General features: G+C 72.3%; 17 protein-coding genes and 1 pseudogene. 14 read left to right on the top strand and 4 right to left on the bottom strand.

The features are described 5' to 3' along the window. Positions 1–148 precede the first annotated feature (148 nt). The 6 genes and pseudogenes from ACFPQ9_RS07925 to ACFPQ9_RS07900 all read left to right on the top strand — a co-directional run bounded on the left by ACFPQ9_RS07925 (position 149) and on the right by ACFPQ9_RS07900 (position 7370). Positions 149–1105, top strand: coding sequence for a universal stress protein (locus ACFPQ9_RS07925; RefSeq protein ID WP_380848851.1), 957 nt, complete (start codon positions 149–151; stop codon positions 1103–1105). 23 nt (positions 1106–1128) lie between these two features. Next, a complete protein-coding gene (locus tag ACFPQ9_RS07920; RefSeq protein ID WP_380848848.1) occupies positions 1129–1995 on the top strand; it encodes a universal stress protein in 867 nt (288 codons plus the stop codon). Positions 1996–2137: 142 nt separating this feature from the next. After that, complete coding sequence (locus ACFPQ9_RS07915; protein WP_380848845.1) at positions 2138–4519, top strand: phosphoketolase family protein; 2382 nt, start codon at positions 2138–2140, stop codon at positions 4517–4519. Positions 4520–4713: 194 nt separating this feature from the next. Then, positions 4714–5216 (top strand): annotated as a pseudogene (locus ACFPQ9_RS07910) (flavodoxin domain-containing protein). 178 nt (positions 5217–5394) lie between these two features. Then, positions 5395–6468 carry a zinc-dependent alcohol dehydrogenase family protein gene (locus ACFPQ9_RS07905; RefSeq protein ID WP_380848842.1) on the top strand — a complete coding sequence of 358 codons (1074 nt, stop codon included), beginning with the start codon at positions 5395–5397 and terminating at the stop codon, positions 6466–6468. 155 nt (positions 6469–6623) lie between these two features. Continuing rightward, positions 6624–7370 (top strand): universal stress protein, encoded by a 747-nt coding sequence (locus tag ACFPQ9_RS07900; RefSeq protein ID WP_380848839.1) that lies wholly within the window; start codon positions 6624–6626, stop codon positions 7368–7370. A gap of 47 nt (positions 7371–7417) precedes the next feature. Here ACFPQ9_RS07900 and ACFPQ9_RS07895 read toward each other — a convergent pair whose 3' ends face one another. After that, on the bottom strand, positions 7418–7912 hold the full coding sequence (locus tag ACFPQ9_RS07895) for a pyridoxamine 5'-phosphate oxidase family protein (RefSeq protein WP_380848836.1): 495 nt from the start codon (positions 7910–7912) through the stop codon (positions 7418–7420). A gap of 402 nt (positions 7913–8314) precedes the next feature. Between ACFPQ9_RS07895 and ACFPQ9_RS07890 the strand changes: the two genes are divergently transcribed. From ACFPQ9_RS07890 to ACFPQ9_RS07865, 6 genes are all read left to right on the top strand, one after another. Then, on the top strand, positions 8315–10033 hold the full coding sequence (locus tag ACFPQ9_RS07890) for a sensor histidine kinase (RefSeq protein ID WP_380848833.1): 1719 nt from the start codon (positions 8315–8317) through the stop codon (positions 10031–10033). A 161-nt stretch (positions 10034–10194) separates the two neighbouring features. Beyond that, the gene (locus ACFPQ9_RS07885) at positions 10195–11064 is read left to right on the top strand and encodes a universal stress protein (protein WP_380848830.1); all 870 of its coding nucleotides are present in this window, start codon (positions 10195–10197) and stop codon (positions 11062–11064) included. Between the two features lie 334 nt (positions 11065–11398). Next, the gene (locus tag ACFPQ9_RS07880) at positions 11399–13033 is read left to right on the top strand and encodes a DHA2 family efflux MFS transporter permease subunit (RefSeq protein WP_380848827.1); all 1635 of its coding nucleotides are present in this window, start codon (positions 11399–11401) and stop codon (positions 13031–13033) included. Positions 13034–13110: 77 nt separating this feature from the next. Beyond that, a complete protein-coding gene (locus tag ACFPQ9_RS07875; protein WP_380848824.1) occupies positions 13111–14277 on the top strand; it encodes an acyl-CoA dehydrogenase family protein in 1167 nt (388 codons plus the stop codon). A 107-nt stretch (positions 14278–14384) separates the two neighbouring features. Next, on the top strand, positions 14385–15131 hold the full coding sequence (locus ACFPQ9_RS07870) for an SOS response-associated peptidase (RefSeq protein ID WP_380848821.1): 747 nt from the start codon (positions 14385–14387) through the stop codon (positions 15129–15131). A gap of 84 nt (positions 15132–15215) precedes the next feature. Then, on the top strand, positions 15216–17189 hold the full coding sequence (locus ACFPQ9_RS07865) for a heavy metal translocating P-type ATPase (RefSeq protein ID WP_380848818.1): 1974 nt from the start codon (positions 15216–15218) through the stop codon (positions 17187–17189). 69 nt (positions 17190–17258) lie between these two features. Here the strand turns inward: ACFPQ9_RS07865 and ACFPQ9_RS07860 are convergent, their stop codons facing one another. The 3 genes from ACFPQ9_RS07860 to ACFPQ9_RS07850 form a co-directional block, all read right to left on the bottom strand. Continuing rightward, positions 17259–18326 carry a LacI family DNA-binding transcriptional regulator gene (locus ACFPQ9_RS07860; RefSeq protein WP_380848815.1) on the bottom strand — a complete coding sequence of 356 codons (1068 nt, stop codon included), beginning with the start codon at positions 18324–18326 and terminating at the stop codon, positions 17259–17261. Positions 18327–18473: 147 nt separating this feature from the next. Further along, positions 18474–20237: a glycoside hydrolase family 35 protein gene (locus tag ACFPQ9_RS07855; protein ID WP_380848812.1), complete on the bottom strand. Its 1764-nt coding sequence runs from the start codon at positions 20235–20237 to the stop codon at positions 18474–18476. 41 nt (positions 20238–20278) lie between these two features. After that, positions 20279–21466 carry an MFS transporter gene (locus ACFPQ9_RS07850; RefSeq protein WP_380848809.1) on the bottom strand — a complete coding sequence of 396 codons (1188 nt, stop codon included), beginning with the start codon at positions 21464–21466 and terminating at the stop codon, positions 20279–20281. A 140-nt stretch (positions 21467–21606) separates the two neighbouring features. Between ACFPQ9_RS07850 and ACFPQ9_RS07845 the strand changes: the two genes are divergently transcribed. Together ACFPQ9_RS07845 and ACFPQ9_RS07840 are read left to right on the top strand one after the other, a co-directional pair. After that, positions 21607–22380 carry a helix-turn-helix transcriptional regulator gene (locus ACFPQ9_RS07845; RefSeq protein WP_380848806.1) on the top strand — a complete coding sequence of 258 codons (774 nt, stop codon included), beginning with the start codon at positions 21607–21609 and terminating at the stop codon, positions 22378–22380. Between the two features lie 198 nt (positions 22381–22578). Further along, positions 22579–23556 carry a threo-3-hydroxy-L-aspartate ammonia-lyase gene (locus ACFPQ9_RS07840; RefSeq protein WP_380848803.1) on the top strand — a complete coding sequence of 326 codons (978 nt, stop codon included), beginning with the start codon at positions 22579–22581 and terminating at the stop codon, positions 23554–23556. Positions 23557–23612 lie beyond the last annotated feature (56 nt).

Genomic DNA, 23612 nt, shown 5'->3' with positions numbered 1-23612 from the left:
AGCCCACCGGCGCACTTGCCCCGCATGTGAACGGCCAGGGCCGGTCGGCCCTTTGCAGGGACTTGCGGCCCCTCCCGGGCGCGCCGTCCGTGAGTGACGCTCGGATCGGGACCCCCGATTCGGGACCCCCGACGCAGGAGGTGGAACCATGACCCGCACCGTCACTCTCAGCGTGACCGCCGGTCTCGACGGCTCCCCTGAGAGCCGCGCGGCGGCCGAGTGGGCGGCTCGCGAAGCCCAGTTGCTCGGTCTGCCGCTGAAGCTCGTCCAGGTGTGGGAGCCCGTACCGGAGCCCATGGCACAGGCACCGCTCCTCGGGGCCGAGACGCAGCAGCACTGGACCGAGCGAAGCGAGATGGGGGCACCCCCGGCCGAAGGCTGGGGGAGGATTCCGCGGGATGCGGCCGAAGGCATCCGGGCGCGTCACCCCGGGCTCGACGTGAAGATCGAGCATTTGTCCGGACGGCCCGCCGAGGTGCTGGCCGACGAGGCGAAGGACGCCGAGCTTCTCGTCCTCGGCTCCCGTGGGCTGAGCGGCATCGGCGGGTTCCTCGTCGGCTCGGTCGGACTCTCGGTCGTGGCACACGCCGACCGGCCGGTCGTGCTGGTCCGTGCCCACGAACAGGCCGCCGACGAGCACGTCGGCGACCCCGCCGGCATCCCGTCCGCCGCGACCGCGTTCCGGCCCGTCGTGCTCGGCCTCGACATCGACAGCCCCGATCGGGAGCTGATCGAGTTCGCGTTCGCGGCCGCCGCCCGCCGGAGCACCTCCCTGCGGGTCGTACACGGCTGGAACCCGCCCCCGTACTACGCTTACGGCCTGTCCGCGGACCTCGAACTCCATGCCTCCCTCGCACAGCGCGAGACCACGGTCCTGACCGAGGTCATGCGCCCGTGGCGCAAGAAGTTCCCGGAGGTCGAGGTCACCGAGGAATCCCACTACGGCACCCCCGCCGGCCATCTCGTCGACGCCTCCCGCGACGCCTCCCTGGTCGTCGTCGGCCGCCGGGTCCGCCGCAGCCCGCTGGGCACCCACATCGGCCACGTCACGCACGCCGTGCTCCATCACGCCATGGCCCCCGTCGCCGTCGTACCGCACAACTGACGGACATCCGAAGGAGTTGAACCATGAGGGCGACGGATCTGCCGATCGTCGTGGGCGTCGACGGCTCCGAGCCCAGCCTGCGGGCCGTCGACTGGGCGGCCGACGAGGCCGTGCTGCGCGGCCTGTCGCTGCGGCTGGTGTACGCCTCGCTGTGGGAGCGGTACGAGGGTGACGCCCTCGCCCACGACCTGGGCAAGCCGTCCGGACAGGTACGGGCCCACGACGTGGTGACGGCCGCGGCCCGGCGCGCCCATCGCCGCCGGGGCGACCTGAAGGTCCTGACCGATTCGCTGCCCGAGGAACCCGAGTACGCGCTGGTGCGGGAGAGCCGGGGCGCCGCGCTGCTGGTGACGGGCACCCGTGGCCGAGGCGGCATGGCCGAGGCGCTGCTGGGCTCCGTGAGCCTGACCGTCGCCGGGCACGCGCACTGTCCGATGGTCGTCGTGCGGGGCGGCCACGACAACGCGGTACGGCCCGGCGGCCGTATCGTCGTGGGGGTCGGCGCGGGGGCGCCGGTCCGGTTCGCCTTCGAGGAGGCGCGGCTGCGCGGAGCGTCCGTGGAAGCCGTACGGGCCTGGCGGTTCCCCGCGCGTGAGGCCACCGATCATCCGCTGCTCGCCGGAGCGCCCGCCGGGCTGCACGAGCGGCAGGCGGCACAGGCACTGGACGAGGCCCTGCGGGGGGTGGCGGCCGATGTCGAGGTGCGCCGGCGGGTCGTGGAGGGCCACGCCAGGACGGTACTGGCGGACGCCTCCCGCGACGCCGACCTGCTCATAGTCGGCGCCCGGCGTCGTCCACGGCACTTCGGGCTCCAACTGGGCCGCGTGGCCCACGGGGTGCTGCATCACTCCGTCTGCCCGGTCGCCGTCGTGCCGGAGCAGGTCGGATGACGCGCACCGGGTACCCGGCCGGATGACCGATGTCCGATGACCGATGCCATATGACCCAGCTGAACCCACTGGCCTCGCTGATGGCCGACTGACCTTGAAATCACGGCAGTTCGAAACACCGACGACTTCCGGAGTCGCCTCCATGTCCAAGGCCGAGCACCAGGACGCCACCGAAATCTCCGACGACGAGCTGCGCACGCTGGACGCCCACTGGCGGGCCGCCAACTATCTGGCCGCGGGCCAGATCTATCTGATGTCCAACCCCCTGCTGACCGAGCCGCTGACGCCGGAGCACATCAAGCCGCGGCTCCTCGGCCACTGGGGCACCTCGCCGGGCCTGAACCTCGTGTACACCCACCTCAACCGGGTGATCGGGGCGCGCGGGCCGGAGACACTGTGCGTGTGGGGGCCGGGGCACGGGGGGCCGTCCGTGCTCGCCGGGTCCTGGCTGGACGGCAGCTACAGCGAGACCTACCCGGACGTCCCGCGGGACGTCGAGGGGATGGAGCGGCTGTTCCGGCAGTTCTCCTTCCCGGGCGGTGTCCCGAGTCATGTGGCGCCCGAGGTCCCGGGATCCATCCACGAGGGCGGCGAACTCGGCTACTCCCTCGCCCATGCCTACGGCGCCGCGTTCGACAATCCGGACCTGCTCGTCGCCTGTGTGATCGGTGACGGCGAGGCCGAGACCGGGCCGCTGGCGGCCTCCTGGCACTCCAACAAGTTCCTCGACCCCGTCCACGACGGCGCCGTCCTGCCGATCCTGCACCTCAACGGCTACAAGATCGCCAACCCGACCGTGCTGTCCCGGCTGCCCGTCCCCGAACTCGACCAGCTGTTGCGCGGCTACGGCCATGACCCGCTGCACGTCGCCGGTGACGACCCCGCCGCCGTTCACCGCGCGTTGGCCCGCGCGCTCGACGAGGCGCTGGACCGGATCGCCCTGATGCAGCGGTCGGCCCGGGAAGGCGGCGTCACCGAGCGGGTGCACTGGCCGATGATCGTGCTGCGCACTCCGAAGGGCTGGACCGGCCCCGCCGAGGTCGACGGCCTGCCGGTGGAGGGGACCTGGCGCGCCCACCAGGTCCCGCTCGCCGGGGTGCGCGAGAACCCGGAGCACCTGCGGCAGTTGGAGGCATGGCTGCGCTCCTACCGGCCCGAGGAGCTCTTCCACCCGGACGGCCGGCCCGTCGACGACGTCCTCGCCTGTGTACCCGCCGGCTCCCGCCGCCTGGGCGCCACCGCGCACGCCAACGGCGGGCTCCTCGTGCGGGACCTGCCCATCGGATCCCTGGACTCCTTCGCCGTACCGGTCGACAAGCCCGGCACGACCCTGCACGAGCCGACCCGGGTGCTCGGGGACCTCCTGCACCAGGTCATGCGGGACACCCGCACCCGCCGGGACTTCCGGGTCGTCGGCCCGGACGAGACGGCGTCCAACCGGCTCCAGGCGCTCTACGACGCCAGCGGCAAGGCATGGCAGGCCGAGACCCTTCCGGTCGACGAGCACCTCGACCGGCACGGCCGTGTGCTGGAGATCCTGTCCGAACACACCTGTCAGGGCTGGCTGGAGGGCTACCTCCTCACCGGACGGCACGGACTGTTCTCCTGCTACGAGGCGTTCGTCCACATCGTCGACTCCATGGTCAACCAGCACATCAAATGGCTCAGGACGTCACGGCGGCTGCCCTGGCGCGCCCCCATCGCCTCCCTCAACTACCTGCTGACCTCGCACGTCTGGCGGCAGGACCACAACGGCTTCTCCCACCAGGACCCCGGGTTCGTCGACCACGTCCTCAACAAGAGCCCCGAAGTCGTCCGGGTCTATCTGCCGCCGGACGCCAACACCCTGCTCTCCGTCGCCGACCACGCCCTGCGCAGCCGCGACTACGTCAATGTGATCGTCGCCGGGAAGCAGCCCTGCTTCGACTGGCTGTCCATGGACGCCGCCCGCGTCCACTGCGCGCGCGGCGCGGGCATCTGGGACTGGGCCGGCACGGAGAACGGCGACGAACCGGACGTGGTGCTCGCCTGCGCCGGCGACGTGCCCACGCAGGAGGTGCTGGCCGCCGCCCAACTGCTGCGCCGACACCTGCCCCAAGTCGCGGTACGCGTCGTCAACGTCGTCGACCTGGCCCGGCTGCTGCCACGCGAGGAACACCCGCACGGCATGACCGACTTCGAGTACGACGGTCTGTTCACCGCCGACAAGCCGGTGATCTTCGCCTACCACGGCTACCCGTGGCTGATCCACCGCCTCGCCTACCGCCGCACCGGCCACAAGAACCTGCATGTGCGCGGCTACAAGGAGTCCGGCACCACGACAACGCCCTTCGACATGGTCGTCCGCAACGACCTCGACCGTTTCCGTCTGGTCATGGACGTCATCGACCGCGTCCCCGGCCTCGCCGTGCGCGCCGCCGCCGTACGCCAGCGGATGGCCGACGCCCGCACCCGCCACCACGACTGGATCCGCGTGCACGGCACCGACCTGCCGGAGGTCGCCGACTGGAGCTGGAGCACCTGACGGACCCGGAGGGGACCGGCGCCGCCGATCGCCGGTCCCCTCCGCCCAGGTCGCCCGCCGGTACCTCGGTCCGAACGGCCCCGGGTCCCCCCCCCGCCGGTACTGCGGGCCGAACGGCCCCGGTTCGGCCCCGGGCAGCCCATGCGGCCGGTCCGTCCTCCGCCGCATGGTGGGTACGAAGGAGGCGAACCGTCATGACCGACAAGGTGCTGGTGGCCTACGGAACCACCAATGGAGCGACCGCGCGGATCGCCGAAGCCATCGCCGACGTCCTGCGCAAGGACGGGCTTTCGGTGGACGCGCTGCCCGCCCGGTCCGTGCCGAGCATGGCCTCGTACGACGCCGTCGTGGTCGGCGGCGGACTGTACGCCGGACGCTGGCACAAGGACGCCCGCCGCTTCGTCCGGCGACACGGCCGGGCCCTGACCGGACGCCCGCTCTGGCTCTTCAGCGCGGCCCCCTCGACGCCACGGCCTCCGAGCGGGACATCCCGCCCGTGCCCGGCGTGCAGAAGGCCATGACACGGCTGGACGCCCGGGAGCACGTCACCTTCGGCGGCTGCCTGGAGGAAGGCGCCAAGGGCTGGGTCGCCCGGATGATCCTGCGCTCCGGCAGGGGCGGGGACTTCCGGGACTTCGACGCGATCGAGGACTGGGCGGGGCACGTGGCCGCCGAGCTGAGGAGCGAGGCGGCGTAGCGACGGCCCGTCCGGCCCCCGACGGGTCCCGTCCGGCCCAAGCGGCGCCCGCGTATTCGGGCCAAGCTGGAATTGCGCGGCATTTCCGGCACAGGGGTGCCGGCGGGCGCGTACCCGCCCGCGAGACCTCACCGTCGGGCCCGCGCTCCGCGACACGTCGAGTGGGGTGAGGAGCGTCATGAAAGGCTATGTGTTCCACGGCGCCGGACAGTCCGCCTGGGAAGAGGTCCCGGATCCGGCCATCAAGGAGCCCACCGACGCGATCGTGCGCGTCGGGGCCGTCACCATCTGCGGCACGGACCTGCACATCCTCAAGGGCGACGTGCCCGAGGTACAGCCCGGCACCGTCCTCGGCCACGAGGCGGTCGGCGAGATCGTCGAGGTCGGCAGCGATGTCCGGACCGTGCGGCCGGGGGACCGGGTCCTGGTCTCCTGCATCACCTCGTGCGGGCGCTGCTCCTACTGCCGGCAGGGGGCGTACGGCCAGTGCCGGGGCGGTGGCGGCTGGATCCTCGGCCATCTGATCGACGGCACGCAGGCCGAGTACGTCCGGGTCCCGTACGCCGATCTGTCCGTGCACCCGCTGCCGGGCGCCATGGACAGCAAGGACGCCGTCCTGCTGGCCGACATCCTGCCGACCTCCTACGAGGTGGGCGTCCTCAACGGCGACGTCCGGCCCGGCGACACCGTCGTCGTGGTCGGCGCGGGCCCCATCGGACTGGCGGCCATCGCCACCGCCCGGCTGTTCTCGCCCGAACGGATCGTCGCCGTCGACCTGGCCCCCGCCCGCCTGGAGGCCGCCCGGCAGATCGGCGCCGACGCGGTGGCCGACGCCCGGGAGGCCCCGGAACAGCTGGTCACCGACCTCACGGACGGGCTCGGCGCGGACGTCGTCATCGAGGCGGTCGGGGTGCCGGAGACCTTCGAACTGTGCACGCGCATGGTCCGGCCCGGCGGGCACGTCGCCAACGTCGGCGTGCACGGCGCCCCCGCGACCCTGCACCTCGAAGACCTGTGGATCAAGAACATCACCATCACGACCGGCCTGGTCGACACCTACTCCACGCCGACCCTGCTGCGGATGACGGCCGCCGGGCGGCTGCCCACCTCGCAGCTGGTCACCCACACCTTCCCGCTGGACCTCATGGAGGAGGCGTACGACGTCTTCGGCGGCGCCGCCGACACCGGGGCCCTGAAGGTCGTGCTGGGCGAGGAGCGGCACCAGGAGGTCCTCCCCGTGACCGACACCTGACAGAGACAGCACACGAGCCGCGGACCGAACGGCCCTGCCCCGCAGGGCCGTTCGGCGCTGCCGGCGGGTACCTGTGGCTCCTGCCCCGCGGTGCGCCGGACGACGAGCATCGTCGGTGGAGCACCCCGGCCCCAGCGCAGAAGGGAAGCAGGTCCATGTCTCTCTCCACCGTGGTCGCAGGAGTGGACGGCTCACTCGTCTCCGTACGGGCGCTGGACCGGGCAGCTCGTGAGGCGGTGCGACGGGGTGTCCCGTTGCGGGTGATGTATGCCGTCCCCGACCATGACGCGGCGGAGCCGGTCCTGGCCTCCGCCGTCTCGCGCGTCCACCGACGCCACCCCGGGCTGCCGGTGACGACCCTGGCCGTCGAGACGAGCGCCGTCGAGGCGTTGGCGAGCGCGAGCACGGACGCGGCGCTCACCGTCGTGGGCACACGGGGACTAGGCGCGGTCGCCGGCCTGGTGCGCGGCGCGGTGAGCGCACGGCTCGTCGCGAAGGCGCACGGCCCGCTCCTCGTCGTACGCGGGGACCGTCCGCACGACGACATCGGCGACGTCCTGCTCGCCCTGGAGCGCGACACCGACGCCGAGGCGGCCGTCCAGGCCATGCGGGAGGCGGCGCGGCGCGGCGTGCGGCTGCGGGTCCTGCGTTCGCACACCCGGGTGGAGCCGGCCGCAGTGCCGCGTTTCACGATGGCGGGACCACGGGATCGGGGCCCCGGCGTCGAGGTCGAGAACCGCACGCACCGTACGACTGCGGCGCAGGCTCAGACACTGGTCGAAGCCACGCGCCGGGCCGCGGTCGTGGTCGCCGGGAGCCCTCGGGGAGTCCGTCCGGGGCCGGTTGTGCACGCCCTCCTGCGGCGTTCCCACTGCCCGGTGATCGTCGTCCCCTGCGGATGATCGCCGGGTGCGGTTCAGGCGGCTCCCGAGCGGCGGTCGCGGTGAGTTCAGGCGGCGCCCGAGCGGCGGTCCGCGGTGAGCAGGACGCCCGTGACCAGGTCCGGCCGGATCCGGACCGCCTGGTCCATCGCCTGGTCCACCCACGGCCGCACCAGCGTCCGGCAGCGGGCGAGGTCTTCGGGGTCGGTCACCAGCCTGGCGTACCCGGTCACCACCACGCTCCAGCCGAGATGCGTCAGCGGGTCGATGGCGTCGGCCTCGTACGCGACGACGACGCCCGGATCGTCGGTCCGCTGGGCGTGCGACGTCAAGGCAGCGCCCTCGTGGGTGCGGATGACGATGTCCCCGCCGTCCAGGGCGTGGTTGACCGGGCGCACGGTCGGCAGCGCGTGCCGGGTGAAGACGATCCTGCCGAGAGACACGCTGCCCAGCAGCCGCAGCGCCTCGGCGCCGTCGAGCTCGATGCGGTGGCGCGGCCCTGCAGGGGCCGGCCGGCTGTCGTCGTGGACCATGACGGGCTTCCGTTGGGTTGCGTTGCTCATGGATTCGGTCTGCACAGGCACGGAGCGACACCGCGGGGGATCGGTGCCGCTCCTGACTCCACCATCTCTCGGGTCACCGCCAGGTGCCAGGGCCGATGGGCCCCGATCACGGTCCGGACGGCCCGGCCGCCTCATCTCGGCCAGGTTCTCGTCCTCGCCGCCCGGCATCGTGGCCGCGCCGCAGGTCCAGCCTGGAACGCGCACGGGGCCCACCGACAGGTGCTGTCCGTCCCCGCGGTAGGGCCGAACGGCCCGGATCGCCCTGCTGGTCGCTGCCGCCGGGACCGTCGGCCCTTGCTCCAGCAGGTCCGATTCCGTACCGTCGCGCGCCGCGGCCCGGTAGCGTGACCGGTGTCCGGAGCGGCCGGTGTCCGACCGCCCACGGGACCGGAGGAGACGCAGGTGGGAAGCCCCGAGGAGGCCCACGTACGGCTGCCGCAGCTGAGGCTGGACGAACTGCTGGAGGAGCTGCAGGCACGGCTCGACGCGGCCCGTGGCACCCGCGACCGGGTGCACAGCCTGCTGGAGGCAGTGCTCTCCGTCGGCCGGGAGCTGGACCTGGAACAGGCCCTGCACAGCATCGTGGAAGCCGCCGCGGTGCTGGTCGACGCCGAGTACGCCGCCCTCGGCGTGATCGGGCCCGACGGCCGCCGGCTGTCCGGCTTCCACACCGTCGGGATCGCCGAGGAGCAGATCGCCGAGATCGGCCACTACCCGGAGGGCCACGGCATCCTCGGTGAGCTCATCCGCCACCCCGAGCCGCTGCGCCTGGCGAAGATCTCCGAGCATCCGGCTTCGTACGGCTTCCCGCCGAACCATCCGCCGATGAACACCTTCCTCGGCGTCCCCATCCGCGTGCGCGACCAGATCTTCGGCAATCTGTATCTGACCGAGAAGCGGGGCGGGGCGCAGTTCGACGAGGAGGACGTCGCCGTGACGTCGACCCTCGCGGTGGCGGCCGGCGTCGCCATCGACAACGCCCGTCTCTACGAGGAGTCCCGGCTGCGGGAGCGATGGCTGCGGGCGACCGCGGAGATCACCCACAGTCTGATGTCCGGCGCCGAGCGCGGTGAGGTGCTCGGACTGATCGCAGACCGCGCCCGGGAGATCACGGGCGCGGCGCTGGCCATGGTCGCGATGCCGATGGAGGACACAGACTCGCTCAGCGTGGAACTCGCCATCGGACCGGCGGCACAGTCGCTGCGCGGTCTGGTGCTGCCCGGCGACAGCGGCCTGCTGGGCGAGGCCTTCTCCACGGCGGCTCCCGTCACCAGCCCGGACATCTCCCACGACGAACGGATCTCCGCGGGACCCCCGCGCCCCACCGGTCTCGGCCCCGCCGTCGCCGTTCCCGTCGGCACCGGGGAGGGCGGAGTACGTGGCGTCGTCCTGCTCGTCCGCGGCACGGGGGAGACGGTGTTCACCGGCAAGGAGATCGAACCGCTCCAGGGGTTCGCCGCGCAGGCGGCCGTCGCCATGGAGCTCGCGGAGCGCCGCCAGGACGCGGCCGAGGTCGCCGTGCTCAAGGACCGCGACCGCATCGCCCGGGATCTGCACGACCTCGCGATCCAGCGGCTGTTCGCCACCGGGATGACCCTGCAGAGCGCGGGCCGCTTCATCGAGCACCCGGAAGCGTCCGAGCGCGTGGTGCGTGCGGTCGACGACCTCGACGAGACCATCAAGATCATCAGATCGACGATCTTCGGTCTGCGTTCCCGCGACGGCGTCGCCGGCGCCGGACTCAGGGCCCGCGTGGTGCGGATCGTCGGCGAGGCGGCGCCCGTGCTGGGGTTCGCGCCCAGCGTGCGGATGGAGGGACTGGTGGACACACAGGTGCCGCGTGAGATCGCCGACCATGTGGTCGCCGTGCTCTCCGAGGCCCTCACCAACATCGCCCGCCACGCCCACGCCGACCGCGCCGACGTCGCCCTCACCGCCGACTCCCGCCAGGTCCGCCTCACCGTCGGCGACAACGGCGTCGGCATCCCGGAGGGCGGGCGGCGCAGCGGGCTGCGCAACATGGCCGAGCGGGCACGGCACTTGGGCGGGGAACTGGAACTGATCAGTCCGGAGGGCGGAGGCACCACGCTGGTGTGGTGGGTGCCGGTACCGGCCGAGTAGAGCTTCGGCCCCCCGGCGGGCCCCCGATCGGGACCGGTCGTATGGGCCGAACGTCGTCCACATTGCCCCATCCGCCTCTCGTGGCCGCCCCCGACGGGTGCGACGGTGAGATCAGAGCCCCGGCTGCCGACACGGCGGCCCGGCACAAGGCGGTGAGGACGATGACACTCCCCCTGGTCGTAGGCGTCGACGGATCGGACGCGAGCCTGCTGGCCGTCGACTGGGCGGTCGACGAAGCCGCCCGCGGCGACAGGCCGCTGCGGCTGGTGTACGCCTCCCTCTGGCAGCGCTACGAGGGCGCCGTACCGTCGACCGGACGCGAGCGCCCCGCGGAACGCGTCCTGGCCGAGCACATAGTCGCCTCGGCCGCCGAACGCGCCGCACTGCGCCGGCCGGACGTGAAGGTGACGACCGGCATCGTTCCCGCCGACCCGGTCGACGCCCTCCTGCGCGAGGGCAACAACGCCTTCGCCCTGGTGACGGGAGAGCGTGGCCGCGGCGAATTGAAGGGACTGCTCCTCGGGTCGGTGAGCCTGGGCGTGGCCGCCCGGGCGCACTGCCCGGTGATCGTGGTCCGGGGCGACGAGACCGGGCTGGTCGGCCTGCACGAGCGGGTCCTGTTCGGTGCCGGGGACCCGGCCACCGGTGCGCGGGCCGTGCGCTTCGCGCTCCGCGAGGCCGAGGAACGCGGCTGCGCCCTGGACGCCGTACACGCCTGGCGCTGCCCCGCACGCGAAGGCGCATCCGCGCCCACCGAGGATCCCGCACGCGAGCACGAGCAACGAGCGGCGGACCGGCTCGACGAACTTCTGGACGAGGCCATGGCCGAACACCCCGGGGTCCGGGTACGCCGTACCACCGTCGAGGGCTCGGCCCGCCGGATCCTCGTGGACGGCTCGGCCGGCGCCGACCTCGTGGTCATCGGCGCGCGCCACAGGCACGGACACTTCGGCCTGCAACTCGGCCGCGTGGGCCACACCTTGCTGCACCACGGCCACTGCCCCGTCGCGATCGTGCCGCAGCTGGTGTGAACCGGCCTCGTTGCCGGCACTCACCGACGTTGCTAAAGTCCCGTCCGGCTTCTCACCGTTGGGCTCACGCCTCGCCATCCAGCTTCTTCGGGTCCCGATGACCGTGGAGAAGGTGGGAGTCACACCACACAAAGGGTCAACTCCGTCGTGGTGGTGGCAGTTCGGCCTCCCGACGTGCCTCCGCCGTGCGGAGTTCCCTTCGGCCAACGGTTCTTCGGGCTCCGCGACGCGTGAGAGATCGGTGTGTCCCCGGGTTCGTCCAGTGCGGACGTCCGGGATTCCGTCACGTCCCCGAAGCCATGGCCGGTGCTCCGAGTTCATGGAGGTCATCGGAGTGACGGAAGTCAAAACGGCGGAAGCCCCGGTCACACAACGGCCTTGGCTGGTACTCGCCGTCATGTGCGCCGGCTTCTTCATGGCGCTGCTCGACGGAAGCATCGTCAACATCGCCGTCCCGACCTTGATCAACGGCCTGGACGCGTCCTACGACCAGGTCCTGTGGATCATCGACGGATACCTGCTGGTCTTCTCCGTCCTGCTCATCACCACCGGACGGCTCGGCGACATCCACGGGTACCGGCGGCTGTTCCTGATCGGCATCACTCTCTTCACCGTGGCCTCGGCCCTGTGCGGGCTGGCCGGGACGCCCGGCTTGCTGCTTGCCGCGCGTGTGCTGCAAGGGCTCGGCGCGGCGCTGCTGTTCCCGCAGGTGATCTCGTCGATCCTGACGATCTTCCCGCCGCGGCTGCGCGGCCGGGCGTTCGGTCTCTTCGGGGCGATCGTCGGCCTCGCGCCCGTCGTCGGCCCGATCGCCGGCGGTTTCCTTCTCGCCCACCTCAGCTGGCGCTGGATCTTCCTCATCAACGTGCCGATCGGCATCGTCACCGCCCTGCTGGCCGTCCGGTACGTCCCGGTCATGCGGCCCGGCCGCGGCACCAGCCTCGACCTGACCGGTGTCGCCCTGGCCACCGCCGGCCTCACCGGCATCGTCTTCGGCCTCATCGAGGGCGAGCGCTACGACTGGGCAACCGTCACCGGGCCGATCGGCATCCCGTCCGTCATCGTCGCCGGCGCCGCGCTGCTGGTGCTGTTCGTCCTGTGGCAGCACCGCCGCGGGAACGACTCCCTCATGCCGCTCGCCCTGTTCGACGCCCGTAATTTCTCGGTCGGCAACGGCGTCGGTTTCGTCTTCCAGCTCGGGATGATCGCGATCGCCTTCGTCCTCGTGCTCTACCTGCAGACCGCCCGCGGCTACAGCGCGCTGGAGACCGCCGCGGTCATGCTGCCCGGCGCGATCCTGACCGCGGTCGGCTCCGCCTACGCCGGCCGGCTGTCCGACCGGTTCGGCGGCAAGTACGTCCTCATGGCCGGGCTCGCGCTGCTCGCCCTCGGCCTGCTCGTCCTGGTCGCCTCCACCGACGCACACAGCGACGCCCGCGGTCTGCTGCCCGGCCTGATCATCATCGGCATCGCCGGCGGCGCGACGTTCGCGCCGCTGCAACAGGCCACCATGGACGGCGTGAACCCCCGGCTGGCCGGCGCCGCCTCCGGTGTCTCCAACACGACCCGCCAGATCGGCGGCGTCCTCGGCACGGCCGTACTGGGTGCCCTGCTGTCCGCCCGGATCAACGCCGATCTGCCGGGCGAGGCCCGGGAGCGGGCCGGCCGGCTGCCCTCAGAGCTGCGCGAGGGGTTCCTGGCCGCCGCCGACGACGCCGAGAACTTCCGTCCGCCCAGCCCTCCTTCGGGTCTCGGCGGGAGTGAGACGGCCCTGTGGCGGCGCCTGGGCGACGAAGCCTTCGCGGCCAGTTTCACGCACGCCATGCACCTCACCTTCCTGGCCGCCGCCGCAGCCCTCGTCGCGGCGACCGTGCTGTGCGGCCTGTTCACGACGCCTCGCACGACTCACCCCGCCCAGACCCAGGGAACGACAGGTGAGGAGGACACCCGCACCACACCCCAGGACTGACCCGCAGTCGGCCACCGTCGGCTGAGTGGAGCGGGCGCACCGCGCGCCCGCTCCCGGCCCACCGAAGGAGCCTCACCATGAGCACCCTCGACCTCCTGTCCGAGGACGAACAGTTCGTCGTCAGAACGGTGCGCGAGTTCGTGGACAAGGACGTCAAGCCCGTCGTCCGGGAGCTGGAGCACGCCGACACCTATCCCGAAGCCCTCATCGGGCGGATGAAGGAACTCGGCGTCTTCGGACTCGCCGTCCCGCAGGAGTACGGCGGCACACCCGTCTCCATGCCCTGCTACGTCCTGGTCACCGAGGAGCTGGCCCGGGGCTGGATGAGCCTGGCCGGTGCGATGGGCGGGCACACCGTCGTCGCCAAGCTGCTGCTGCGCTTCGGCACCGAGGAACAGCGGCGGCGCCATCTGCCCCGGATGGCCACCGGCGAGACCCGCGCGACGATGGCACTGACCGAGCCCGGCGGCGGCTCCGACCTCCGGGCGATGGGTACCGTCGCCCGCAAGTCGGACGACGGCTATCTGGTGAACGGCGCGAAGACCTGGATCACCAACTCCCGCCGCTCGCAGGTCATCGCCCTGTTGTGCAAGACCGACCCGGACGCCGACCCCGCGCACAAGGGCATGTCCATCCTCCTCGTCGAGCACGGACCGGGCCTGACGGTCTCCCGCGATCTGCCCAAGCTCGGCTACAAGGGCGTGGAGAGCTGCGAGCTGGCCTTCGACAACCACCGCGCAACCGCCGACGCCCTGCTCGGGGGCGTGGAGGGACAGGGCTTCACCCAGATGATGAAGGGGCTGGAGACCGGCCGCCTCCAAGTCGCGGCCCGGGCCCTCGGCGTGGGCCGGGCCGCCCTGGAGGACGCGCTCGCCCACGCCCGGCAACGGGAGTCCTTCGGCAAGCCGATCTGGCAGCACCAGTCCATCGGCAACTACCTCGCCGACATGGCGACTTCACTCACCGCCGCACGTCAGCTCACCCTCTACGCCGCCCGCCTGGCGGACGCCGGACACCGGGTGGACATGGAGGCCGGCATGGCCAAGCTCTTCGCCTCCGAGACGGCCATGCAGATCGCTCTCAACGCCGTCCGCATCCACGGCGGCCACGGCTATTCGACCGAGTTCGACGTCGAGCGCTACTTCCGGGACGCGCCACTGATGATCGTCGGGGAGGGCACCAACGAGATCCAGCGCAACATCATCGCGAGCCGGCTGGTACAGCGAGGCGGACTGGACGTGTGAGCCGGGCGGGGGTGGCCGCACGACACACCCGATCCGGCCGAGCCGCCGCGTCACACCCCCGACCGTCCCATCAGGACCCACACCCCCTGCCATGGCACAGTGGCCGTATGTGCGGCCGCTACGCCTCCACCCGCAGCCCTCAGGACCTGGCCCAGCTGTTCGAGGTCACCGAGTGGCACCCCGAGGAGACCCTCGCGCCGAGCTGGAACGTGGCCCCGACCGACGACGTGTGGGCGGTTCTGGAGCGCGCTCCGCGTGGCGCGGGCGAGGACGCCCCGGCCCTGCGCCGGCTGCGGCCGCTGCGCTGGGGGCTGGTGCCCTCCTGGGCGAAGGACGTGAAGATCGGCGCGCGGCTGATCAACGCGCGCGTGGAGACCGTGCACGAGAAGCCCGCCTTCCGCCGCGCGTTCGTCAAACGCCGCTGCCTGTTGCCGGCCGACGGCTTCTACGAGTGGGAGCAGGTCAAGGACGCCAAGTCCGGCAAGGTCCGCAAGCAGCCCTACTTCATTCACGCCGAGGACGGGCAGGTCCTGGCCCTGGCCGGGCTGTACGAGTTCTGGCGCGACCCGGCGGTCAAGAACGGCGACGACCCCGCCGCCTGGCTGCTGACCTGCACCATCATCACGACCGAGGCCACCGATGCGGCCGGCCGCATCCACCCCCGTATGCCGCTCGCGCTGACCCCCGAGCACTACGACGCCTGGCTCGACCCCCACCACCAGTCCACCGACGACCTGCGCGCCCTGCTCACCACGCCGGCGGACGGCCGCCTCGACGCCCGCCCCGTCTCACTCGCGGTGAACAGCGTCAGCAACAACGGCCCCCAGCTCCTCGACGAGGTCCCCGCCCCCTGACCCCGCGGCGGCCCGCGGCCCTCATCACGGAATTCATCAATGAAGACATGAATGTGTCTTCATCTGTTCCTCTATGGTGGGGGTATGACTGCCACGCTCACCCCACCCGGCGCCGGCCTCTCCGCATCCGAGCGCGCCGTCCCCCGGCGGCGCACCCGGCTGCTCGCGCTGCCGGAGGTCCGCTGGGCCGGCGCGGCCACCGCGCTGTTCCTGCTCGCGCTGCCCCTGCAACTCGGCGGAGCGCCCGCCTGGATCTGGGGTCCGCTGTACGCGCTGTCGTACGCCACCGGCGGTTGGGAACCGGGTTGGGAGGGGCTCAAGGCGCTCAAGGGCAGAACCCTCGACGTCGATCTGCTGATGGTCGTCGCCGCGCTCGGCGCCGCTTCCATCGGACAGGTCATGGACGGCGCCCTGCTGATCGTCATCTTCGCGACCTCGGGCGCGCTGGAGGCGCTGGCCACCGCCCGCACCGCCGACTCGGTGCGCGGCCTGCTCGACCTGGCGCCCGCGACGGCCACCCGGATCGCCCCCGACGGCACCGAACGCGCCGTCACCGTCGAGGAGTTGGCGGTCGGGGACACCGTCCTCGTACGGCCGGGCGAGCGGGTGGGAGCCGACGGGCGGGTGCTGGACGGAGCCAGTGAGGTGGACCAGGCGAGCATCACCGGCGAACCCCTTCCGGCGGCGAAGGGGCCGGGTGACGAGGTCTTCGCGGGCACCCTGAACGGCACCGGCGCGCTGCGTGTCCGGGTCGAGCGGGACGCCTCCGACTCCGTGATCGCCCGCATCGTACGGATGGTGGAGGAGGCGTCCGAGACCAAGGCGCCCACGCAGCTGTTCATCGAGAAGATCGAACAGCGCTACTCGCTGGGCATGGTCGCCGCGACGCTCGCCGTGTTCGGTGTGCCGCTCGCGTTCGGTGAGGCGTTCTCCGAGGCACTGCTGCGCGCGATGACCTTCATGATCGTGGCCTCTCCGTGCGCGGTGGTCCTGGCGACCATGCCGCCCCTGCTCTCGGCCATCGCCAACGCAGGCCGGCACGGTGTGCTGGTGAAGTCGGCCGTGGTGATGGAACGCCTGGGCCGGATCGACGCCGTGGCGCTGGACAAGACGGGCACCCTCACCGAGGGGACGCCGCGGGTGGTCGACGTACGGCCGCTGCCCGGACGCGGCCTGGACGAGGACGAGTTGCTGTCGCTCGCCGCGGCGGCCGAGCACCCCAGCGAGCACCCGCTGGCCCGGGCGGTGGTGGACGCGGCACGCGAGCGCGGCCTCGACCTGCCGGCCGCCGAGGACTTCACGTCCGCGCCCGGGGTCGGCGTCCGGGCCGTCGTCCGGGGTCGTACGGTCGAGGTGGGCGCCCCGGACCGGCTGCTCGCCGAGTCCGACGCCGCGTTCGCGGCACCCGCCCGGGAACTGGAGGGATCCGGCCGTACCGCCGTCCTCGTCCTCGTCGACGGCGGCCCCGCCGGAGTGCTCGGCATCGCGGACCGGCTCCGTCCCGACGCGGCCGCCACGGTCGCGGCCCTGAGCGTCCTCACCGGCACCGCACCGACCCTTCTCACCGGCGACAACCCCCGGGCCGCCGCCCACCTGGCCGCCGAGGCCGGGATCGAGGACGTGCGGGCCGGGCTGCTGCCGCAGGACAAGCTGGGCGCGGTACGGGAGTGGGAGGGCGCGGGCCGCCGGGTGATGGTCGTCGGGGACGGCGTCAACGACGCGCCCGCCCTGGCCGCCGCGCACATCGGCGTCGCCATGGGCCGAGCCGGCTCCGACATCGCCCTGGAGACCGCCGACGCGGTGATCGTGCGCGACGAACTCGCCGCCGTCCCCGCCACCGTCGCCCTGTCCCGCCGCGCCCGCGCTCTCGTCGTGCAGAACCTCGTCGTCGCCGGGGTGTTCATCGCCGGCCTCGTCGTCTGGGACCTGGTCGGCACGCTGCCGCTGCCGCTCGGTGTCGCGGGCCACGAGGGGTCCACGGTCCTCGTCGGGCTGAACGGACTGCGCCTGTTGCGGGACTCGGCCTGGAACCGGGCGGTGGCCGAGGGGACCGGCTGACCGGGGGAGCGGCAGGGGCCGTTGGCCGGGTCCTTGCCGGTCGGACGGGCGACCGCCGGGCAGGGGCCGTCAACAAGAGGGCGGCGGGCCGCTGCTGGCGCGGACCACCAGGTCGACCGGGACCAGTGAGCGGGTCCGGGACGGCTCCCCGGAGCCGTCCAGCCGGTCGAGGAGCAGCCGCAGCGCACGCGTGCCGATCTCGGCGAAGTCCGTTCGCACGGTGGTCAGCGGAGGAAGGAAGTGCGCGGCCTCGGGGATGTCGTCGTAGCCCACGACACTGATGTCGCCGGGCACGGAGCGGCCGGCTTCGTGCAGGGCGTGCAGCAGGCCGAGGGCCATCTGGTCGTTGGAGGCGAACACGGCCGTGACGTCCGGGCGCCGGGCGAGGCGCCGGCCCAGGTCATAGCCCGAGTCGGCACTCCAGTCGCCGACGAGCGGGTCCGGAACCTCCGCGCCCGCCGCCTCCAGACAGGTCTGCCAGCTGCCCAGCCGGTGATCGGCCGAGGTCCAGCCGGTCGGGCCCGCGATGTGCCACACCGTACGGTGGCCCAGACCCAGCAGATGCTCGACGGCCTTGCGGGCCCCGGCCCGGGAGTCGCCGGTGACCTGCTGGGTGTCGGCATCGAGGCCGTTCTCCAGCACGATCAGCGGGGTGTCGAGGCGGGTGTCCGCCAGGGCCTTTCCCACCCACAGCTGCGGGGCGATGGCGAGCACGCCGTCCGCGCCCTCGGCGGACAGCCGGTTCACCGCCTCGACCACCGTGTCGGGCTCGGCCGTGTCCAGCGCGATCGAGCTCAGCAGGTAACCGGCGTCCTGCGCCGCGGTGTTGATCGCGGTGAGGATCGAGGCGGGGCCGTAGCGGGCGGCGTCGAAGGAGATCACGCCGACCATCCGGGTCCGCCCGCTGGCCAGCGACCGGGCACTGCGGCTGGGCCGGTAGCCCAGCGTGCGCATGGCGCTCAGCACCGTCTCGCGGGTCTCCGCCCGCACCGACGGATGGTCGTTGAGGACACGCGAGACGGTCTGCTTGGAGACCCCGGCCAGCTGGGCCACGTCGTCCATCACGGGGCGCGAGCCCGCGAAGTTCCGTCTGCTGCGCCCCCGCGGTGCGGGGTCGTCGGCGGAGCCTCGGGTCATGATCGCTGTTTCCTCGACGTCGTCACGGCGGCGGTGTACGCCCCGGCAGGTCCCCAGCATAGGCAGGGGCCGCAGGGGTGCCGACTCGGCCGCCCCGCACCACGCGGACCGGCGCCGGCCGTTGCTCCGCCCGCCGTCATCGCGGCATCAGTCGGATTCCGGACCGAGGTCGGCGGTGTCGGTGAGCCGGGCCCGGGTGCCGGTGGTGCCGTGCAGCTCCAGCAGGACCAGGTCGTTGGTGCCGGGGCGCAGGACCGGCTCGGGGACGTAGAGGGTGCGCTGGGGGCCTCGGTTCCAGTAGCGGCCCAGGTGGAAGCCGTTGATCCAGGCCTGGCCCTTGGTCCAGCCGGGCAGGGCGAGGAACGTGTCCGCCGGTACGTCGACGTCGAACGTGCCGTGGTGGAAGGCCGGTTCGGCGGCCGGGGTCGTCTCGGTGGGGGCGAACGACAGCGCGCTCAGGTCGTACAGGGGCAAGGGGTGGCAGTCCCAGCCGTGCAGCGGGCCGCCGTCGAAGGTGACGGGGCCGAGGAGGCCCTTGGGCGCGCCGATGCGGGGGCCGTAGTTGACGCCGCCCATGTTCTCGACGAGGACCTCCAGCGTGGCGCCGGGGTGCGGGACACGGACGGGCAGGGTCTCGTCGTGGCGCTCGCGCTCCAGTACGCCGACGGGGGCGCCGTCGACGAAGACCTGGGCGCGGTCGCCGACACCGCCCGCGAAGTGCAGCAGGCCGTCGCCCGCCAAGTCGAGGGTGGTGCGGTAGAGCGCGTAACCGGTGTCCTGCCCCAGGTCGTTCATGGTGGCCGGGTGCTCGGTGCGGACGGGCTCCGCGAGGGCCTTCGCCTGTGGCAGCAACGGCGCCCGGCGACCCAACTCGACGGTGAGGGGCGGGAGTTTGCGGGACGGCGCCGGGGCGGGCTCGTCGGGGACCGGCAGATGGCGGGCGATGACCTCACGGAAGGCGTGGTACTTGGGGCCGGGGTCACCGCACTCGGTGAGGGCCGCGTCGTAGTCGTAGGACGTGACGGTGGGCTGGTAGGCGTGCTTGTGGTTGGCGCCGTTGGTGAAGCCGAAGTTGGTGCCGCCGTGGAACATGTAGAGGTTGACCGAGGCGCCGGCCGACAGCAGACGGTCCAGGTCCGCGGCGGCGTCGGCCGCGTCCCGCACATGATGCGGACCGCCCCAGTGGTCGAACCATCCGATCCAGAACTCCGCGCACATCAGGGGGCCTTCGGGCTGATGGCCGCGCAGCTCCGCGAGGTTCCGGTCGACCCGGCTGCCGAAAGTGGCGGTCGCCAGGACACCCGGGAGGGCTCCGGCGGCCAGCTGCTCGGGGTCGGCCTGATCACAGGTGAACAGCAGCTCCGCCACGCCCCGGCTCCGGAAGGCCGATTCGAGGTGCTTCAGATACGCGGTGTCGTCGCCGTACGCCCCGTACTCGTTCTCCACCTGTACGGCGATCACCGGACCGCCCGACGCCGCCATGTACGGAAGCAGCGGCGGCAGCAACGCGTCCAGGTAACGGTCGAACGCGCCGGTGAAACGCGGATCGCCGGAGCGCAGCCGGACGTCCGGGTCCGCGACGAGCCACGCGGGCAGACCGCCGTCGTCCCACTCTGCGCAGATGAACGGACCGGGGCGCAGCAGGACGTGCAGGCCCTCGTCGCGGGCCAGGCTCAGATAGCGGGGCAGGTCGAGGAAGCCGTCGAGCACGAGGGGGCCCGCGGGGTCGGGCTGGTGCAGGTTCCAGGGGACGTACGTCTCCACCGAGTTGAGGCCCATCAGACGGGCCTTGCGCAGCCGGTCGGCCCATTGGTCGGGGTGGATCCGGAAGTAGTGCATGGCGCCGGAGACGATCCGGAACGGTTTGCCGCGCAGCAGGAAACCGTCGGCGTGCGTCGTCAGAGCGGACATTGCGGAGCTTCCCTTCGGTTGGAGCCCTCGGACACACGGGCTCAGCGGGACCGGGTGGTGGCACGGATCAGCCACAGGGTCGCTGTCAGGCACAGGGCCGAGACGGCGCCCAGGACGAGGGGGACACTGCGGATGCCGGACCACTCGATGACCTTGCCCAGGGCCGGTCCCGCCACCACGCCGCCGACCATCGAGGCGGCGATGACCACCGCTCCCGCCCTGCGAGCCCGCGGGGCCACCCGGTTGAGCCATGGCAGCCCGGTCGGGAAGATCGGCGCGATGAACAGACCGACACCGGCGTAGGCGTACGGGGCGAGCCCCGGCACCGCGGCCAGCAGCAGACAGACCGTCATGCCCGCACAGGAGACCGTGATGATGGTCTCGGCGGGGAACCGCAGGGCGATCGGTGCCACCAGGAAGCGGCCCACGGTCATCATCAGCCAGTACACGGATGTGGCGGTGGCGGCGATTCCGGCCGAGTGGCCGACGGTCTGAAGATGCGTCGGCTCCCAGCCGCCCACACCGGCCTCGATGCCGACGTGCAGGACGTACAGGGCGACGAACACCGCGAGCACGGAGCCGAGGCTGCGGGCGAGGACGGGACCGCCGGGCGACTCGGTCGCCGTGTCGGAGGGCAGCGGCTGCGGCTGCGGCGCCTGGTCGCGCACGCCGCGCAGGCAGAGCAGCAGCGGCAGGTTGGCCAGCGCGAAGCCGAGGAACACTGCGGGGTAGTGCGCGGAACCGACCGCTCCGATCAAGGCCGGGCCGAGGATCGCGCCGATGCCGAAATGGGCGTTGAGGATGTTGAGCATGGCCGTCGAGCGGTGGCCGAAGCCGATGGCGAACAACTGGTTGAGGCCGTAGTCGATGCCGCCGAAGCCCAGCCCGGACAGCAGGGACATGGCCAGGGCGGCCGGCCAGTTCGGCGCGAGCGCGAAGCCTGCCGCGCCGACCGCCATCAGCAGATACGAGGCGCCGAGAATGCCCCGGTTGCCGACCTGGCCGTAGAGCCGGTCGAAGAGCAGCACGCCGGCCACCCCGCCGACGAAATGCGCGCTCAGTCCGAGACCGGCGGCCGACGGCGACAGTCCGAACTCCTCGCGGAACGCGGGAATAGCGGGGCCGTACAGGGCCTGGAGGGCGCCGATGAGCACGAAGCCCACGCATGAGGCGACCACGGCGGCGGGGCTGAAGGCCCGGTGGTGCGAGGGTGCCGACGTCAGCGTCATGGCGAGTCATGTTACCGGTAACATGACGCGGCTCGTCAAGTGCCTTGAATTGGACCACTCGTCCAGCCTCTAGACGTGTAGTCTAGAAGTGGCTGCTCGGTGCACGTGGTGCCGAGAGCGGGCGGAGCGAGGAGGGTGCGATGGCGGCCGACGAGGCACTGGAGGCGGAGCGGGACGCGATCGTCGCCGCGCTGAGGCCGGTTGCCGACGGGATCGTGGCGACGTTCGGGCCGATGTGCGAGGTCGTCCTGCACGACTACCGACGGCCGGAGGAATCCGTGGTCGCCGTGGCCGGTTCGGTGACCGGGCGGGCGGTGGGCGGGGCGATGAGCGAGATCGGCATGCGGATCGTCGCACGCGGCGACGGTGCCGGCGACGAGCTGAACTACGTCACTCGGACCAGCGGCGGCAAGCTGGTCAAGGCCTCCACGATGGTGCTGCGCGACTCGACGGGCACGGTGTTCGGCGCCTTCTGCGTCAACCTCGACGTCACGGCCCTGAACGACGCCCACGCCCTGCTCGGTGCCCTCGCCGGCATCGGCGCCGCCCCGGCCGACGTGCCGGTCACCACCTTCGGCAACGACATCGACTCCGTCGTCGACGCCATCCTCGACGCCCATCAGCTCCGCCAGAACGGCAGTTGGGCCGGACTCGATCGCGGCCGGCGCCTGGAACTGTTCCGCGGCCTCGACGAGCGGGGCGTGTTCGCCGTACGGCGCGCGATCGAACAGGTCGCGGGACGGCTGGGTATCTCCCGCGCCTCCGCTTACAGCTATCTGTCGCAGGCGCGTGCGCAGGGCGCGGCGGCGACGGGCAGGGCTGGGGCGGCGGGAGTCGACGCGGCGGGAGTCGACGCGGTGGGGTCCGCGAAGGGGGATCCGCGACCGCGGGGCCCGCGACGGCGGGATCCGTGACGGACTCGGCCACCAGAAGAGTCCCCAGGGCGGACGCGGCTGCATCTGACTGACCACGACGAACCCGAACCCCAACAACGAACCCCACCACAACGAACTCGCCCACCCCGCACCCACCACCGCCAATCCGGCCCCGTAGAACTCACCCACCACACACCGAGCCACGACCGCCGACGACACACCCCCTGGAGGGAACGCGTGACGACAGCCACCCCGCCGGTCACCCTCGACGACGTCCGTGATGCCGCCGCGCGGCTCAAGGGCGTCGCTCACCGCACCCCCGTGCTGCGCTCGCGCACGCTCGACGAACTCGTCGGCGCCGAGGTCTTCCTCAAGTGCGAGAACTTCCAGCGGGTCGGCGCCTTCAAGTTCCGCGGCGCCTACAACGCGGCTTCCCGTCTGACGCCGGAACAGCTCGGCCGTGGCATCGCCGCCTACTCGTCCGGCAACCACGCGCAGGCCGTCGCCCTGGCCGCCCGGGAACTCGGCGCGACGGCGGTCATCGTCATGCCCGAGGACGCACCGCCGTCGAAGCGCGCGGCGACCGAGGGCTACGGCGCCGAGATCGTCACGTACGACCGCTACGCCGGCGACCGGGTCGAGATCGCCGAGGCCCTCGCCGCCGAGCGCGGTCTCACCCTGATCCCGCCGTACGAGCACCCGCATGTCATGGCGGGCCAGGGCACCGCCGCTCTCGAACTCCTGGAGGAGGTGGGGGAGTTGGGTGCCCTGCTGGCACCGGTCGGCGGTGGCGGGCTCATGGCCGGCAGCGCCACCGTGGCCAAGGGGCTGCACCCGGACATCCGGATGATCGGCGTGGAACCGGAGGCCGGGGACGACACCAAGCGCTCCCTGGAGGCGGGGCGGCGCATCGGCATCCCGGTGCCGCGCACCATCGCCGACGGACAGGCCCTGCACATTCCCGGGGAGCTGACCTTCTCCGTGAACCAGCGGCTCGTCGACGAGATCGCACTGGTCGATGACGACGAGATCCGGGACGCGATGCGGTTCGCCTTCGAACGTCTGAAGATCGTCGTCGAACCGAGCGGTGCCACTCCGCTCGCTGCCCTGCTCACCGGCCGTGCGGGTGTGCTGCCCCGCCGGGTCGGTGTGATCGTCTCCGGCGGGAACGTCGACGCCGCGCGCTTCGCCGAGCTCTGCGGGCACCGGGTCTGAGCGGGCCGTCCCCCGGTTGGCGGGCCCGGGTGGACAGGCGGACGATTGAGGGGTAG

The sequence above is a fragment of the Streptomyces coerulescens genome (genome assembly GCF_042657965.1).
Classification (GTDB): domain Bacteria; phylum Actinomycetota; class Actinomycetes; order Streptomycetales; family Streptomycetaceae; genus Streptomyces; species Streptomyces coerulescens.
Note: the sequence above shows the minus strand (reverse complement) of the source record. Positions and strands in the feature narration are given on the sequence as shown.

Excerpts from the sequence above, each read along its gene's own strand:
- ACFPQ9_RS07875 (WP_380848824.1), top strand. The coding sequence starts at position 13,111 with ATGAGCACCCTCGACCTCCTGTCCGAGGACGAACAGTTCGTCGTCAGA.
- ACFPQ9_RS07920 (WP_380848848.1), top strand. The coding sequence starts at position 1,129 with ATGAGGGCGACGGATCTGCCGATCGTCGTGGGCGTCGACGGCTCCGAG.
- ACFPQ9_RS07870 (WP_380848821.1), top strand. The coding sequence starts at position 14,385 with ATGTGCGGCCGCTACGCCTCCACCCGCAGCCCTCAGGACCTGGCCCAG.
- ACFPQ9_RS07905 (WP_380848842.1), top strand. The coding sequence starts at position 5,395 with ATGAAAGGCTATGTGTTCCACGGCGCCGGACAGTCCGCCTGGGAAGAG.
- ACFPQ9_RS07895 (WP_380848836.1), bottom strand. The coding sequence starts at position 7,912 with ATGAGCAACGCAACCCAACGGAAGCCCGTCATGGTCCACGACGACAGC.
- ACFPQ9_RS07900 (WP_380848839.1), top strand. The coding sequence starts at position 6,624 with ATGTCTCTCTCCACCGTGGTCGCAGGAGTGGACGGCTCACTCGTCTCC.
- ACFPQ9_RS07915 (WP_380848845.1), top strand. The coding sequence starts at position 2,138 with ATGTCCAAGGCCGAGCACCAGGACGCCACCGAAATCTCCGACGACGAG.
- ACFPQ9_RS07850 (WP_380848809.1), bottom strand. The coding sequence starts at position 21,466 with ATGACGCTGACGTCGGCACCCTCGCACCACCGGGCCTTCAGCCCCGCC.
- ACFPQ9_RS07860 (WP_380848815.1), bottom strand. The coding sequence starts at position 18,326 with ATGACCCGAGGCTCCGCCGACGACCCCGCACCGCGGGGGCGCAGCAGA.
- ACFPQ9_RS07865 (WP_380848818.1), top strand. The coding sequence starts at position 15,216 with ATGACTGCCACGCTCACCCCACCCGGCGCCGGCCTCTCCGCATCCGAG.
- ACFPQ9_RS07925 (WP_380848851.1), top strand. The coding sequence starts at position 149 with ATGACCCGCACCGTCACTCTCAGCGTGACCGCCGGTCTCGACGGCTCC.
- ACFPQ9_RS07845 (WP_380848806.1), top strand. The coding sequence starts at position 21,607 with ATGGCGGCCGACGAGGCACTGGAGGCGGAGCGGGACGCGATCGTCGCC.
- ACFPQ9_RS07885 (WP_380848830.1), top strand. The coding sequence starts at position 10,195 with ATGACACTCCCCCTGGTCGTAGGCGTCGACGGATCGGACGCGAGCCTG.
- ACFPQ9_RS07855 (WP_380848812.1), bottom strand. The coding sequence starts at position 20,237 with ATGTCCGCTCTGACGACGCACGCCGACGGTTTCCTGCTGCGCGGCAAA.